We start from the raw sequence: 13,878 nt of genomic DNA on the forward strand, positions 1-13,878 counted from the left end.
TCGGACGCTCCTCCACAGAACCCCCATCCACGACGTGTTCGGAGCGACACGCCCGGCGGATTGGTTCAGACGGCGTGAACACATGCGCGGATCCGATCGCCCGTTTCCACTGGTCAGCAGGTCGATCCCGGGCGTAGCTTCGCGCTGTCGCGGCGGCGCTCCAGCCGCCCGGCACCCGCCTATCACTGGAGATGCGCACATGTTCGACACGACCTTCATCCGCAACGCGATCGTCAAGAGCTCTGAGACCGCTCTCGACCGTCGCCGCTTCTTCGAGGCCACCGGCGTCGCCGGCCTCGGCATCGGAGCCGCGGCCCTCGCCGCGCCCACCGCCTCCGCCGAGGAGGTCGCTGCCAGCGGCCCCAGCGACGCCTCGATCCTCAACTTCGCCCTCAACCTCGAGTACCTCGAGGCCGAGTTCTACCTCCGCGCCGTCTACGGCACCGGCCTCGGCGGCTCGGACGTGACCGGCAAGGGCACGCCCGGCGGCGTCATCGGCGGCCGCCCCGTCGACTTCAAGACCCCGTGGCTGAAGAGCTTCGCCACCGAGGTCGCGAACGACGAGAAGGCCCACGTGCAGTTCCTGCGGGCCGCGCTGGGCACCGCGAAGGTGGCCCGCCCGGCGATCAACCTGAAGGACAGCTTCAACTCCGCCGCCGTTGCGGCGGGGCTGATCAAGGCCGGTCAGTCGTTCGACCCGTTCGCGAGCGAGTCGAACTTCCTGCTCGGCGCCTTCGTCTTCGAGGACGTGGGAGTGACCGCCTACAAGGGCGCCGCCCCGCTCATCCAGTCGAAGACCTACCTCGACGCGGCCGCCGGCATCCTCGCGGTGGAGGCGTACCACGCGGGCGCGATCCGCTCGGCGATCTACGCCGCCGACCTGTCCGACTCGGCGAACAAGCTCTCCGACGCGCGCGACAGCCTCGACGGCAAGACCGACCTCGACCAGGGCGTCAAGGTCAACGGCCAGGCGAACATCGTCCCGACCGACGGCAGCTCCATCGCGTTCAGCCGCACCCCGGGCCAGGTCCTCAACATCGTGTACCTGAACCCCGCGGCCGGCACGCGCACCGGCGGATTCTTCCCCCGCGGCGTCAACGGCGAGCTCGTCACGACCTAGTCCCACCAGCACAGAGCACGACGACGGGCCCTTCCTCGAGGCGGCGAGGAGGGGCCCGTCGTCGTCCGCGTGCACATCCGTTCACCGGGTCCTCTAACCTGAGCGGGTGAAGATCGGGATCCTGACCTCCGGTGGCGACTGCCCCGGCCTCAACGCCGTCATCCGCGGTGCCGTCTACAAGGGCATCAAGGTCTACGACCAGGAGTTCGTGGGCTTCCGGAACGGCTGGCGCGGAGTGGTCGACGGCGACCTCCTGCCCCTGGGCCGCCCCGAGATCCAGGGCATCGCCAAGCAGGGCGGCACGATCATCGGCACCAGCCGGACGAACCCCTTCGAGGGCGAGAACGGCGGCCCCGAGAAGATCGCCGAGATGATGGACCGCAACGGCATCGACTCGATCATCGCGATCGGCGGCGAGGGCACCCTGGCCGCGGCCAAGCGCCTCACGGACGCGGGCCTCAAGATCGTCGGCGTCCCGAAGACCATCGACAACGACCTCGGCGCCACCGACTACACCTTCGGCTTCGACACCGCCGTCGGCATCGCGACCGACGCGATGGACCGCCTCCGCACCACCGGCGACTCGCACGGCCGCTGCATGGTCGCCGAGGTCATGGGCCGCCACGTCGGCTGGATCGCCCTGCACTCCGGCATGGCCGCGGGCGCCCACGTCATCCTCATCCCGGAGAAGCGCACCTCCCTCGACCAGATCGTCGAGTGGGTGCAGAGCGCGCAGGACCGCGGGCGCGCACCGCTCGTCGTGGTCGCCGAGGGCTTCTCGCTCGACACGATGGACGACGCCCACTCCGAGCGCGGCCTCGACGCCTTCGGCCGGCCCCGCCTCGGCGGCATCGGCGAGCTGCTGGCTCCGCTCATCGAGGAGCGCACCGGCATCGAGACCCGCGCCACCACGCTCGGCCACATCCAGCGCGGAGGCACGCCCACCGCGTTCGACCGCGTCCTCGCGACCCGCCTGGGCATGGCCGCCATCGACTCCGTCGTCGCCGAGCACTGGGGCCGCATGGTCGCCCTGCGCGGCACCGACATCTACCACGTGGCCTTCGCCGAGGCGCTCGGCACCCTCAAGACGGTGCCGGACGCCCGCTACGAGGAGGCGCGCACCCTCTTCGGGTAGCGCGCGCTCCCCGCGGAGCGGTCAGTCCTTCGCGCCGTCCGGCGTCGCCGTGGCGACGATCTGCGCCCGCGCTAGGGTGTGGAAGTGCGCGTTGAAGCCGAGGATCGCCGGCGTCGACTCCGGGTCGAGGTCGAGCGACTCGACATCGAGGGCGTGCACCACGAAGAAGTAGCGGTGCTCGCGGTCCGGCGGCGCCGCTCCGACGAACTGGCGCAGCCGCATCTCGTTGGGCAGCGTCTGCGCGCCCGCCGGGAGCAGCTCGAAGCCGGCGGCTCCGGCTCCCGTCGGGAGCTCCGTGGTGTCGGCCGGGAGGTTGTAGACGGCCCAGTGCCAGAAGCCGGAGCCGGTGGGCGCGTCGGGGTCGAACACCGTCACGGCGAAGCTCTTCGTCTCGGCGGGGGCTCCCGACCAGCGCAGGTGCGGCGAGACGTCCTCGCCGCCGGAGCCCTCGCCGTAGTGGCGGGCGGACAGGGGCGCACCGTCGGCGATGTCGTCGCTCTCGAGCGCGAAGGTCGGCACCTCGCCGAGGCGGGCGTAGGGGTCGTAGGTCCAGTCGGACATCCGGTTTCTCCGTTCGGGAAGGGCGGGCGGGGGCCCGCGCCCTCAGCCTAGGAACCCGGCGGTGCGCGCCGAAGGGCTTGCGGAGGGGGTCAGGACCCGAGATAGCGCCCGGGCCGGTGGTTGAACGCCAGGACCAGGTTGAGCACCACCACTCCCGCCGCCGAGATCAGCACGTTCAGCGGAGGCACCACCAGCAGCGCGGCCGCGACCACGCACGCGTCGAGCGCCATCATCACGTAGCCCGCCCGCCAGCCGAGCCGCTCCTGCGCGATCAGGGCGACGATGCTGAATCCGCCCAGGCTCGACCCGTGCCGGAAGAGGATCAGGAGGCCGATCCCCGCGAGCACGTCGCCCGTGAGGACGCCGTAGACGGGCTCGATCCGCAGCTCGCCGAACGCCAGCGGGTGCAGGCCCGCCAGGACCGAGACCAGCACGATCGAGAACATGGTCCGCAGCGTGAAGCGCCAGCCCTTCTTCCACAGCGAGAGGGCGAGGAACGGCACGTTGACCGTGACGAGGATCACGCCGAACGGGATGTCGAGCGGGTACCCCAGCAGCAGTGCGAGACCCGCGGTGCCGCCCGTGACCGCCTGGCTCGCGCGCAGCAGGTAGAGGCCGAGCGACACGACGAACGCACCGGTGACGAGACCGAAGACGTCCTCGAGGCGGGAGTGCGGCACGGGGGCGGAGGCGTCGGGCACCCGACGATGCTGCCACACGCCGCGCCCCGGTCCGGACGTCCTCGTAGGATGTGCCGGTGCTGCCGAAGATCCTGCTGTTCTACCGCTTCGTGCCGCTGGCCGACCCCGAGTCCGTGCGGCTGTGGCAGCGCGAGCTGTGCGAGTCGCTGGGCCTGCGCGGGCGCCTGCTGATCTCGGAGCACGGGGTGAACGGCACGCTGGGCGGCGGGATGGACGCCCTGAAGCGCTACGTCCGCCGCACCCGTGAGCACTCGGCCTTCCACGGGCTCGAGGTGAAGTGGAGCGACGGCTCCGGCCTCGACGACGACGGCCGCAGCCTCGACTTCCCCGGTCTCTCGGTGAAGGTGCGCGACGAGATCGTCTCGTTCGGCGCGCCCGACGAGCTGCGGGTCGACGCCGACGGGGTCGTCGGGACGGCGCCGCGGCTCGACCCGGACCAGCTGGACGCCCTGGTCGCCGAGCGCGACGACGTGGTGCTCTTCGACGGCCGCAACGCCTTCGAAGCCGAGATCGGCCGGTTCGAGGGGGCGATCGTGCCGGGGGTCTCCAGCACCCGCGAGTTCGTCGAGCAGCTCGACGCCGGCGTCTACGACCGCCTCAAGGGCCGGCCCGTCGTCACGTACTGCACCGGCGGCATCCGCTGCGAGGTGCTGTCGAGCCTGATGACGGCGCGCGGCTTCGGCGAGGTGTACCAGCTCGACGGCGGCGTCGTCCGCTACGCCGAGGCGCGGCGCGACCGCGGGCTGTGGAAGGGGGCCCTGTACGTCTTCGACGGCCGCGGCTCCGTCTCCTTCTCCCCCGACGCCGAGGTGCTCGGCCGCTGCACCTCGTGCGCCGCGCCGACCAGCCGGATGCGCAACTGCACCGACCTCTCCTGCCGCGCCCAGCTCGTCGTATGCGCGGACTGCGATGCGGCGGCCTGCGCCGCGCACGCGGGCCCTACGCTCGTGCCATGAGCATCGAAGCGCGCGGGCGCACCCTCGTCGACCTCCACACCGCCCCCGAGCTGCTGCAGGTGGTGAACGTCTGGGACGTGATCAGCGCGACCACGATCGCTGCGCTCCCGGAGACCCGGGCGCTCGCGACCGCCAGCCACTCCATCGCGGCGGCGTTCGGCTACGAGGACGGCGAGCGGATCCCGCTGGAGCTGCACCTCGGCATGATCGAGCGCATCGTCGCCGCCGTCGAGGTCCCGGTCTCGGCCGACCTCGAGGCGGGCTACGGCGACGCGGGCGAGACGGTCCGGCGCGCGATCGGGATCGGCGTCGTGGGCGCGAACCTCGAGGACCAGGCGAAGCCGCTCCCGGAGGCGCTGCGGGCGGTCGAGAAGGCCGTCGCCGCGGCCGAGGAGGAGGCGGTGCCCTTCGCGCTCAACGCCCGCACGGACGTGCTCCTCCGTGCCGGCGACCGCGACCGCGATGAGGTCCTGGCCGACGCCGTCGAGCGCGGCCGCGCCTACCTCGACGCCGGCGCCACCTGCTTCTTCGTCCCCGGGCTGCTCCAGGACGCCGAGCTGGAGTCCCTCGTCGCCGCCCTCGGGCGGCAGCGCGTCAGCGTCATCGGCGTCCCCGGCTCCCAGTCCCCCGCCCGCTTCGAGGAGCTCGGGCTGGCCCGCGTCTCCTACGGTCCGTGGACGCAGCGCGTCGCCCTGACGGCGCTCCAGGACGCGGCCGCCGCCCTCTACTCCGGCGGATCGCTCCCCGAGGGCACCCGGCCCCTGAACTGACCGCCCGGCCGCGGGCCCGCGGGCGTAGCGTGGGCCCATGTACCGAGCCATCGTCGCCGAGCGGCACTCCGACTCCGACACCGACACCCCCAACCGAGCCCGCCTCCTCGAGCGCGACGATCCCGACCGCTCGCACGGCGACGTGTCGATCGCCGTCGAGTACTCGAGCGTCAACTACAAGGACGCCCTGGCGCTGGCGGGGCGGCCCGGGATCGTGCGCCGCACCCCGCTCGTCGCCGGCATCGACCTGGTCGGCACCGTGGAGTACGCGGACGGCGAGGCGGGCGAGCGCTTCGACTCCGGCGACCGGGTGGTGCTCAACGGCGCCGGCCTCGGCGAGCGCCACGACGGCGGGCTCGCCGAGCGGGCGCGTGTCGACTCCGCGTCGCTGCTCCGGCTGCCCGGCGCCATCTCGGCGGCACGGGCCGGAGCGATCGGCACCGCGGGCTTCACGGCGATGCTGGCCGTGCTGGCGCTCGAGCGGCACGGCGTGCGGCCGGGCAGCGGTCCCGTCCTGGTGACGGGGGCCTCGGGAGGCGTGGGGTCGCTCGCCGTCGCGCTCCTGGCGCGCCTGGGCCACGAGGTCGTCGCCTCGACCGGCCGGCTCGGCGAGCACGGCGCTCTGCTCCAGCGCCTCGGCGCCTCCGACGTCATCGACCGCGCCGAGCTGCAGGAGGGCGGGAAGCCGCTGCAGTCCGAGCGCTGGGCGGGAGCGGTGGACTCCGCCGGCTCGCACACGCTCGCGAACGCCCTCGCGCAGACGCGGTGGGGCGGCACCGTGGCGGCATGCGGTCTCGCGCAGGGCCCGGACCTGCCGGTGAGCGTGATGCCGTTCATCCTGCGCGGAGTGACGCTGGCCGGCATCAACTCGGTGGAGGCGCCGCGCAAGCTCCGCGAGGAGGCCTGGCGCCGCCTCGCCCACGACCTCGACCTGGAGCTGCTCGACGAGCTGACGACGACGGTGCCGCTCGGCGGGGCGGTCGACGCGGCCGAGGACGTGCTCGCCGGCCGCTCGCACGGTCGGACGCTGGTGGACGTCCGCGCCTGAGTGCACGGCGTCGCCGGAGGGCGTCCGCCCGCCTCGAGCGTGGAGGAGGGGGCGCCCCGGCCGGCGCTGCGGGGCGGCTGCTCGTGCGGCGGTGCGCTACTCCGCAGCCTCGGTGGCGCCGCTCGGCTCGGCCGACGCGTGACCGACGGAGGAGTCGGGGCGCGCGGCGCGGGGCTTCGCCGGCGTGCGGGGCTTCGGCGCGGGCTTCGCGGCCGGAGCCGGCTTCGCGGGGGCGGGCTCGGCGGACTTCACCGGAGCTGCGGAGTCGATCGGCTCGGAGCCGATGACGTCCACGGGCGCGGAAGCCCCGGACTCGGCCGGCGTGCTCGCGGCGGTCCGAGCACTCGTTTTCGGAGCGCCCTTCGGCGTGGCCTTCGGGCTCTTCGGAGCGGCCCCCGCTGCTGACTCCGTCGGAGCCGCGACGTCCTCCGCGGCGCCGTCCGCCTCCGGAGCCGCGGTCGCCGCGCTCCCGCCGCTCGCAGCCTCCCGGCCCTCGACCACCGTCACCGGACCCGCCGCCTCCGCGGCCACGGCCGCGGCCTCCGCCGCCTTCGCCTTCGTCTTCGCGCACTTCTCCGCGGCGGCCGCCTGGGCCCGCTCCGCCTGCTCGGCGACCTCGGGGACGATCACGAGGTCGTCGGTCTCGATCACGGGGATCGCCGCGGTCGTCGTCCCCAGCTGGAGGGCCGCGATCAGCTCGGGAGCGTGCTTGGTGCTCACGATCAGGCGGGAGTAGTCCTCGTCGACCAGGTCGATCACGACGGCCGAGGCGGTGCGCTTGATCAGCAGGAAGTCCTTGCCGCCGTGGAACTTCCACGTGCCGGCCGCGAGCGTGAGCGGCACCGCGGTGCCCGGCGCGCGGATGCCCCGGACCCAGATCCAGGGGTCCTCGGTGACCGTCGCCGAGCGGATGCTCGACCGGTCGACGACGACGTCGCTGCGGTGGAACGCGAGCAGTCGCTCGGCCGCGGTGAGGCGGAGTTCGAGGCGGTCGGGGAGCACGGTCACGACGGGCATGCCTCTAGTCTGCCCCGCCGCCCGCCGCCGGGTCAGCGCCGGATCGCACAACGATGCCCCGCCGCTCGCGTGGGTGGCAGCATGGTCGGATGCCGATGGATCCGGACGAGGCGCGCCTCCTCGACGCGCTGCTGGCCGAGCGGCAGGCCGAGACGCGCGACGAGGCGGCCCGGCTCGAGGCCTCGCTGGCCGAGCTCCTGCGCGACCGTGCCGACGGCACCGCCGATGACGAGCACGACCCGGAGGGCACGCCGCTCTCGGCCGAGTGGTCGCGGATGGCCGGAGTCCGCGACGCTCTCGCCCGCACGGCGCGCGAGCTCGACGCCGCTCGCGCCCGCCTCGGCACCGGCGGCTACGGGAACTGCGCCTCGTGCGGCCGCCCGATCGGAGCCGCCCGCCTCGCCGCCCGGCCCACGGCCGAGCTCTGCATCGACTGCGCCCGTCTGGCGGAGTCGCGCATCCGCTGACGCCCCGCGAGGCGAGGCTGCGGCGAGCCCTCCGTCTGAAGGCCCCCACAGATCCCGGCGTGCGGAAACCCGGTTTCTCCTGCGAGCATTCACATCCGGTCGCGTCCCTCGAACAGGTCTGACGGACCCCCCTCCCCCCCTGCTCGAAAGGCACTCCTGCGATGACCGAGACGTCGACCGCCCGATCGACCGGCGCCCCTCCCGCCCCCGACAAGCGCGCCTGGCGCTCGCTGATCGTCCTGCTCGCGGGCATGTTCATCGCCCTGCTCGACACGACGATCGTGAACGTGGCGCTGCCCACCATCCGCACCACGCTCGACGCCTCCGAGTCGACGCTCTCCTGGATCATCTCCGGCTACGCCCTCGCGTTCGGCCTCGCCCTCATCCCCGCCGGCCGCCTCGGCGACCGCTTCGGGCACAAGTGGGTCTTCGTCAGCGGCATCGCCCTCTTCACCGTCGCCAGCTTCGCGTGCGGACTGGCCGCGGACGACACCCAGCTCGTCATCGCCCGCATCGTGCAGGGCCTGGCGGGCGGCGTCTTCGTCCCGGCGGTCAACGCCTACATCCAGCTCCTCTTCCGCGGCCCCTCGCGCGGCAAGGCCTTCGCGGTGATGGGCGCGGTCCTCGGAGTCTCGTCGGCGCTCGGCCCGATCATCGGCGGCCTGATCATCCAGGCCTTCGGCGACGAGAACGGCTGGCGCCTGGTCTTCTGGGTGAACCTGCCCATCGGCGTCGCGACCCTGATCGCCGCCGCGGTCCTCCTCCCCGCCCGCCGCGACCTCGAGGCCGGCGACCGCGCCCCGAGCGGAGGCGTCGACTGGCTCGGCCTCGTCCTCGTCTCCGGCGGCCTGGTCGCCCTGCTCGTCCCGCTCATCCAGGGCGAGGACGAGGGCTGGCCGCTGTGGACCTTCCTCTCGATCGCCGGCGGAGTCCTGCTCCTCGCCGCGTTCGGCGCCTGGGAGGTCCTCCACGTCCGCCGCGGACGCGCTCCCCTGGTGCCGCCGACGCTGTTCCGCCACCCGGCCTTCACCGGAGGCGTGATCCTCGCGCTGGTCTACTTCGCGGCCTTCACGAGCATCTTCTTCACCATCTCGCTGCTCTGGCAGTCGGGCCTCGGCCACACCGCGCTCGAGTCGGGCCTGGTGTCGATCCCCTTCGCGATCGGCAGCATCATCAGCTCCTCGCAGAGCAACCGGATGACGGCGCGCCTGGGGCGCAACGTCCTGGTGATGGGCAGCGGACTGCTCGCCGTCGGGCTCGGCTGGGTCTGGCTGGTGCTGCTGACCGCGACCCCGGACTCGATCAGCAACTGGCAGCTCCTGCCGCCGCTGCTGATCGCGGGCCTCGGCAACGGCTTCTTCATCGCCCCGAACGTGCAGTTCATCGTCTCGACCGTCGACCCGCAGGACGCGGGCGCGGCGAGCGGCGTGATCTCGGCGATCCAGCGCATCGGCTCGGCCGTGGGCATCGCGGTCATCGGCAGCGTGCTGTTCGGGAGCCTCGTCATCACGGGTCCGGACACGGTCGCCTCTGGCTTCCTCGACGCCGCGGCTCCCGCGATGCTCCTGAGCACCCTGATGGCGGTCGCCGCTTTCGCGCTGGTGTTCGTGCTGCCGAAGTCGGTCTCGCGCCGGGGCTGAGGGCCCCTGCCCGGTCGCCGCACGCCGGCGGCCGGGCGCGCGGGACGTCCGCCGCCCGGAGATCCGGTGCGGCGGGCCCCCCGCCTGATCCGCGGGTGGCCCGGGAGCCTACGCCCGAGCGGCCGCTGCGGCCTTCGCCGCCGCCGGCAGCGCGTCCACGATGCGCCCGATCGCCGCGTCGTCGTGCGCGGCCGAGACGAACCAGGCCTCGTACACCGACGGCGGCAGCGAGACGCCCGCGTCGAGCATCGCGTGGAAGAACGCCGGGTAGCGGAACGACTCCTGCGCCTGGACCTCGGCGTAGTCGCGCACCGGCCGGCCCAGGTCCGTGAACATGAAGCTGAAGAGGCTCCCGGCCGTCTGCACCGTGTGCGCGACGCCCTCGGCCGTCAGCGCCGCCGACACCTCGCGCTGGAGCGTCAGCGCCGTGGCGTCCAGCGAGGCGTAGACCGCGTCGTCGGCCAGCTGCAGCGTCCGGATGCCCGCGGCCACCGCGACCGGGTTCCCGGAGAGGGTGCCCGCCTGGTACACCGGCCCGAGCGGCGCCAGGTGATCCATGACGTCCGCACGGCCGCCGAGAGCCGCGACCGGCATCCCTCCGCCGATGACCTTGCCGAAGGTGTAGAGGTCGGCCCGGTACGGAGCCTCGGCGCCGCGGTTCTCGAGCCCCCACCAGCCGCCGGCGCTCACGCGGAAGCCGGTCAGCACCTCGTCCATGATCAGCAGCGAGCCGTTCGCGTGCACGAGGTCGGCGAGGGCCGCGTTGAAGCCCGGGTCCGGAGCGACGACGCCCATGTTGGCGGCCGCGGCCTCGGTGATGACCGCCGCGATGTAGGCGCCGCGCTCGGCCAGGACCGCGCGCACCGCCTCGAGGTCGTTGTACGGCAGCACGATCGTCTGGGCCGCGGTCGCGGCCGTGACGCCGGCGGAGGCGGGCAGCGAGAGGGTCGCGAGACCGGAGCCGGCATCGGCGAGCAGCCCGTCGGAGTGGCCGTGGTAGTGGCCGGAGAACTTGATCAGCAGGTCGCGGCCGGTGACGCCGCGGGCGAGGCGGATCGCCGTCATCGTCGCCTCGGTGCCGGTGGAGACCAGGCGGAGCTTCTCGATCGGCGAGACTCCCCCGGCCGTGATCCGCGCCTCGACCAGCTCGGCGAGGTCGGTCTCGGCGGGAGTGGACGCGCCGAACGAGAGACCGCGGGCGGCCGCCTCCTGCACCGCCGCGACGACCTCGGGGTGCGCGTGCCCGAGGACCGCGGGGCCCCAGGAGCAGACGAGGTCGACGTACTCGCGCCCGTCCGCGTCCGTGATGTACGGGCCGGCGGCCGAGACCATGAAGCGCGGGGTCCCGCCGACCGAGCGGAACGCTCTGACGGGCGAGTTGACGCCTCCGGGGATCGCGTGCCGGGCACGCTCGTACAGGGTGTCGTTCGCCGAGGTGGTCACCCCTCCAGGGTACGCGCGCCGCCCGGCGCCCTCGCGCCGGAGAGGCGCTTTCGGACGAGATGCCGAGGCTCGCTCCCAGGAGGAGGAGCGGCTACTTCAGCAGGTCGCGAGCGATCTCGACGGCCCAGTAGGTGAGAACCGCGTCGGCCCCCGCGCGGAGGATCCCCGTGACCGACTCCAGGATCGCCGGCTCGCGCGAGATCCAGCCGTTCGCGGCGGCGGCCTCGATCATCGCGTACTCCCCCGACACCTGGTACGCCCAGACCGGCACGTCCGAGACGGATGCGACGTCCGAGAGCACGTCGAGGTAGCTCATGGCCGGCTTCACCATCACCACGTCGGCGCCCTCGGCGAGGTCGAGGGTCGCCTCGCGCAGGCCCTCGCGGCGGTTCGCCGGGTCCTGCTGGTAGGTGCGGCGATCGCCCTCGAGCGTGGACTGCACGGCCTCGCGGAACGGACCGTAGAAGCTGGAGGCGTACTTCGCCGAGTACGCGAGGATCGCGGTGTCCAGGTGCCCGGCGCCGTCGAGAGCGGCGCGGATCGCTCCGACCTGGCCGTCCATCATCCCCGAGAGCCCGAGCAGGTGGGAGCCGGCCTCGGCCTGGGCGAGCGCCATCTCCTCGTAGCGGAGGAGCGTGGCGTCGTTGTCGACGCGCCCGCGGTCGTCGAGCACGCCGCAGTGGCCGTGGTCGGTGAACTCGTCCAGGCACAGGTCGGTCTGCACGACCAGCGCGTCGTCGACCTCCTCCACGACGACCCGCGTCGCGGCGTTGAGCACGCCGTCGGGGTCGGTCGCACCGGAGCCGACCGCGTCGCGCGTGGTGGGCACGCCGAACAGCATCACGCCGCCGATCCCCGCCTCGGCCGCCTCCGTCACCGCTCCGCGGACGCTGTCCAGCGAGTGGTGCATCACCCCCGGCATCGACCCGATCGGCCGGGCCTCGGTGATCCCCTCGGCCACGAAGAGGGGCAGGATCAGCTGCGCCGGGTGGATGCGCGTCTCCTGGACGAGACGGCGGAGTGCGGGGGTCGTGCGGAGGCGGCGCGGGCGGATGGCAGTCATGTCCTCCAGCGTAATCCCGCCCCGCCGAGCACCCCCCGGGAGCGCGGACGCCCCACCCCGTGGAGGTGCTCCGGACGCAGGACGTCAGCCGAGAGGCGGGTCCCCGGCCTGTGGGGCGAGGCCCGCCCCTCCCGGCCGACGTCGCGCCGGAGAGGCGGCTCAGCGGGGAGCGCGCTCCGTGGCGACGGCGGCGACCGCGTCGATGAGGGAGGAGGCCGAGCGCTCGTCGGCGACGACGTCGACGCGCAGGCCGAAGGCGCGGGCGTCCTTCGCGGTCTGCGGGCCGATCGCGGCGACGAGGATCGACTCGGGCACTGGGCCGAGCTGCTTCTGGACCTGCTCCGCCACGCTGCCCGAGGTGACGAGGATCGCGTGCACGGCTCCGCCGGCGACATCCGCCACGACGCGCTCCTCCACCGGGACGCCGACCGTACGGTAGGCGACCACGGAGCGCACGTCGTGCCCGATGCGGGTGAGGCCCTCGGTGAGCAGCGGCTTGGCGATCTCGGACCGCAGCGTCAGCACGCGCAGGGGGTGCCGGCCGCCGGTGGCCTCCTCCCACTCGGCCAGGAGGCCGCGGGCGGAGTTGTCCTCGGAGGGGACGAGGTCGACGGAGTACCCGGCGGCGACGAGCGCGGCCGCCGTGGTCTCGCCGACCGCCGCCACCTTGGTGCTCGCGGGCACGGTGGTGCGCAGGAGGGAGAGGACATCGACCGTGGTGGCGCTCGTGACGGTCATCCAGTCGAAGGCGCCGGCCTCGAGGTCGGCGAGGGCCTGCTCGAGCGCCGGGAAGTCGTCGGTCGGCGCGAAGTTGATCATCGGAGCGACGACGGGCGAGGCTCCCTTGGCACGGAGAGCGGCGGCGACACCGTCCCCCCACGGGCCTCCGCGGGGGACGAGGATGCGCCACCCCTGCAACGGCTTCTCCCACTGGGAGTAGGCGGCGGGGACGATCACGAAGGGGCTCCCAGGGGTGCGAGTTCGGCGGCACCCGCACCGAGAAGCGCGTCAGCGAGCAGAGAGCCGCAACGGAACGCGGCTTCGACGACGGGCAGTTCGCGACCACCATACTGCGGATCCGCCCGGTGTCGACCACCGCCGACCGAACCGTTACCGACCGGCTCCGCGACCTCCCGTGCGAGGGACGCCGTGCCGTCGACGGCGAAGACCACGCCGTGCAGGACCACGCGGTCCTCCTCGACGACCGCGGAGGCTCCGATCGGAGCGGCGCACCCGGCCTCGAGGGAGGCGAGGAGCGACCGCTCGGCCGTGATCGCCGCGCGGGTCGGCACATGCTCGACCGCTGCGAGAGCGGCGCGAAGCTCCTCCGACGGCTCCTCGTCGCGCACCTCGATGGCCAGCGCTCCCTGACCGGGGGCGTGCGGGGAGACGTCGAAGCCGAGCACCTCGGTGATCGCGTCGACCCGGCCGAGGCGGCGCAGGCCGGACAGGGCGAGCACGATCGCGTCCAGCGGCGAGTCGCTGCCGGGCAGCACCCTCCGGAGCCGGGTGTCGATGTTGCCGCGGATGTCCACGATCTCGAGGTCCGGACGGGCGGCCAGCAGCGCCGCGCGCCGACGGGGCGAGCCCGTGCCCACGCGGGCTCCGACCGGCAGGGTCGCCAGGGTGAGCCCGTCGCGGGCGCAGAGCGCGTCGCGCGGGTCCTCCCGCTCGGGGACCGCTCCGAGCAGCAGGCCCTCCACCGGAGCGGTGGGCAGGTCCTTCAGCGAGTGCACGATCGCATCGCAGCGCCCGGCGAGCAGCGCGTCGCGCAGGGCGCTGACGAACACGCCGGTGCCGCCGAGGGAGGCGAGCGAGCCGCGCATGCGGTCGCCGTCCGACTCGATGCGCACCAGCTCCACGGGGACCCCCGCGGCGGCCGACATCAGATCGGCCGTCATCCGGGTCTGCGCCACCGCGAGCGCGCTCGCGCGGGTGCCGACTCTGATGCTCACGA

Annotated in this window: 14 protein-coding genes; 7 read left to right on the plus strand and 7 right to left on the minus strand. The window is 73.6% G+C overall.

Going from position 1 to position 13,878, the window contains the following annotated elements:
• Positions 1 to 199 precede the first annotated feature (199 nt).
• The gene (locus C5C82_RS05800; protein WP_104222865.1) at positions 200 to 1,120 is read left to right on the plus strand and encodes a ferritin-like domain-containing protein; all 921 of its coding nucleotides are present in this window, start codon (positions 200 to 202) and stop codon (positions 1,118 to 1,120) included.
• A gap of 106 nt (positions 1,121 to 1,226) precedes the next feature.
• Positions 1,227 to 2,255, plus strand: a complete 1,029-nt coding sequence (locus C5C82_RS05805; RefSeq protein ID WP_104246916.1) for a 6-phosphofructokinase — start codon at positions 1,227 to 1,229, stop codon at positions 2,253 to 2,255.
• Between the two features lie 21 nt (positions 2,256 to 2,276).
• Here C5C82_RS05805 and C5C82_RS05810 read toward each other — a convergent pair whose 3' ends face one another.
• Positions 2,277 to 2,816 carry a YbhB/YbcL family Raf kinase inhibitor-like protein gene (locus C5C82_RS05810; protein WP_104249897.1) on the minus strand — a complete coding sequence of 180 codons (540 nt, stop codon included), beginning with the start codon at positions 2,814 to 2,816 and terminating at the stop codon, positions 2,277 to 2,279.
• 89 nt (positions 2,817 to 2,905) lie between these two features.
• On the minus strand, positions 2,906 to 3,517 hold the full coding sequence (locus tag C5C82_RS05815) for a YitT family protein (protein ID WP_244230588.1): 612 nt from the start codon (positions 3,515 to 3,517) through the stop codon (positions 2,906 to 2,908).
• Between the two features lie 56 nt (positions 3,518 to 3,573).
• Here C5C82_RS05815 and C5C82_RS05820 point away from each other — a divergent pair, with 56 nt between their 5' ends.
• Genes C5C82_RS05820 through C5C82_RS05830 form a run of 3 tightly spaced genes read left to right on the plus strand, consistent with a single transcriptional unit; the run spans position 3,574 to position 6,291 of the window.
• Complete coding sequence (locus tag C5C82_RS05820; RefSeq protein ID WP_104354760.1) at positions 3,574 to 4,473, plus strand: rhodanese-related sulfurtransferase; 900 nt, start codon at positions 3,574 to 3,576, stop codon at positions 4,471 to 4,473.
• On the plus strand, positions 4,470 to 5,243 hold the full coding sequence (locus C5C82_RS05825) for an isocitrate lyase/phosphoenolpyruvate mutase family protein (protein WP_104257672.1): 774 nt from the start codon (positions 4,470 to 4,472) through the stop codon (positions 5,241 to 5,243). Before C5C82_RS05820 ends, C5C82_RS05825 begins: the two co-directional genes overlap by 4 nt.
• Positions 5,244 to 5,280: 37 nt before the next feature.
• Entirely contained in the window at positions 5,281 to 6,291 is a 1,011-nt protein-coding gene (locus C5C82_RS05830) for an MDR family oxidoreductase (protein WP_104354761.1), read from the plus strand.
• A 96-nt stretch (positions 6,292 to 6,387) separates the two neighbouring features.
• Here C5C82_RS05830 and C5C82_RS17960 read toward each other — a convergent pair whose 3' ends face one another.
• On the minus strand, positions 6,388 to 7,308 hold the full coding sequence (locus C5C82_RS17960; protein ID WP_258065975.1) for a hypothetical protein: 921 nt from the start codon (positions 7,306 to 7,308) through the stop codon (positions 6,388 to 6,390).
• 89 nt (positions 7,309 to 7,397) lie between these two features.
• On the opposite strand from C5C82_RS17960, the gene C5C82_RS05840 reads away from it, so the two are divergent.
• Positions 7,398 to 7,775, plus strand: a complete 378-nt coding sequence (locus C5C82_RS05840; RefSeq protein ID WP_258063213.1) for a TraR/DksA family transcriptional regulator — start codon at positions 7,398 to 7,400, stop codon at positions 7,773 to 7,775.
• A 161-nt stretch (positions 7,776 to 7,936) separates the two neighbouring features.
• The gene (locus C5C82_RS05845; protein ID WP_104354762.1) at positions 7,937 to 9,415 is read left to right on the plus strand and encodes an MFS transporter; all 1,479 of its coding nucleotides are present in this window, start codon (positions 7,937 to 7,939) and stop codon (positions 9,413 to 9,415) included.
• Positions 9,416 to 9,523: 108 nt separating this feature from the next.
• Here the strand turns inward: C5C82_RS05845 and hemL are convergent, their stop codons facing one another.
• The 4 genes from hemL to hemC all read right to left on the minus strand — a co-directional run bounded on the left by hemL (position 9,524) and on the right by hemC (position 13,876).
• Positions 9,524 to 10,858: a glutamate-1-semialdehyde 2,1-aminomutase gene (gene hemL / locus C5C82_RS05850; RefSeq protein WP_104354763.1), complete on the minus strand. Its 1,335-nt coding sequence runs from the start codon at positions 10,856 to 10,858 to the stop codon at positions 9,524 to 9,526.
• Between the two features lie 91 nt (positions 10,859 to 10,949).
• Positions 10,950 to 11,921 (minus strand): porphobilinogen synthase, encoded by a 972-nt coding sequence (gene hemB / locus C5C82_RS05855; RefSeq protein WP_104354764.1) that lies wholly within the window; start codon positions 11,919 to 11,921, stop codon positions 10,950 to 10,952.
• A 159-nt stretch (positions 11,922 to 12,080) separates the two neighbouring features.
• Positions 12,081 to 12,875, minus strand: coding sequence for a uroporphyrinogen-III synthase (locus C5C82_RS05860; RefSeq protein ID WP_104222950.1), 795 nt, complete (start codon positions 12,873 to 12,875; stop codon positions 12,081 to 12,083).
• On the minus strand, positions 12,875 to 13,876 hold the full coding sequence (gene hemC, locus C5C82_RS05865) for a hydroxymethylbilane synthase (RefSeq protein ID WP_104354765.1): 1,002 nt from the start codon (positions 13,874 to 13,876) through the stop codon (positions 12,875 to 12,877). Before hemC ends, C5C82_RS05860 begins: the two co-directional genes overlap by 1 nt.
• Positions 13,877 to 13,878 lie beyond the last annotated feature (2 nt).

The organism is Rathayibacter sp. AY1D5, from assembly GCF_002932515.1.
Classification (GTDB): Bacteria; Actinomycetota; Actinomycetes; order Actinomycetales; family Microbacteriaceae; genus Rathayibacter.

Coding starts and splice junctions, on each gene's coding strand:
- C5C82_RS05845 (WP_104354762.1), top strand. CDS start 7,937: ATGACCGAGACGTCGACCGCCCGATCGACCGGCGCCCCTCCCGCCCCC.
- C5C82_RS05810 (WP_104249897.1), bottom strand. CDS start 2,816: ATGTCCGACTGGACCTACGACCCCTACGCCCGCCTCGGCGAGGTGCCG.
- C5C82_RS17960 (WP_258065975.1), bottom strand. CDS start 7,308: ATGCCCGTCGTGACCGTGCTCCCCGACCGCCTCGAACTCCGCCTCACC.
- C5C82_RS05840 (WP_258063213.1), top strand. CDS start 7,398: ATGCCGATGGATCCGGACGAGGCGCGCCTCCTCGACGCGCTGCTGGCC.
- hemB (WP_104354764.1), bottom strand. CDS start 11,921: ATGACTGCCATCCGCCCGCGCCGCCTCCGCACGACCCCCGCACTCCGC.
- C5C82_RS05825 (WP_104257672.1), top strand. CDS start 4,470: ATGAGCATCGAAGCGCGCGGGCGCACCCTCGTCGACCTCCACACCGCC.
- C5C82_RS05800 (WP_104222865.1), top strand. CDS start 200: ATGTTCGACACGACCTTCATCCGCAACGCGATCGTCAAGAGCTCTGAG.
- C5C82_RS05830 (WP_104354761.1), top strand. CDS start 5,281: ATGTACCGAGCCATCGTCGCCGAGCGGCACTCCGACTCCGACACCGAC.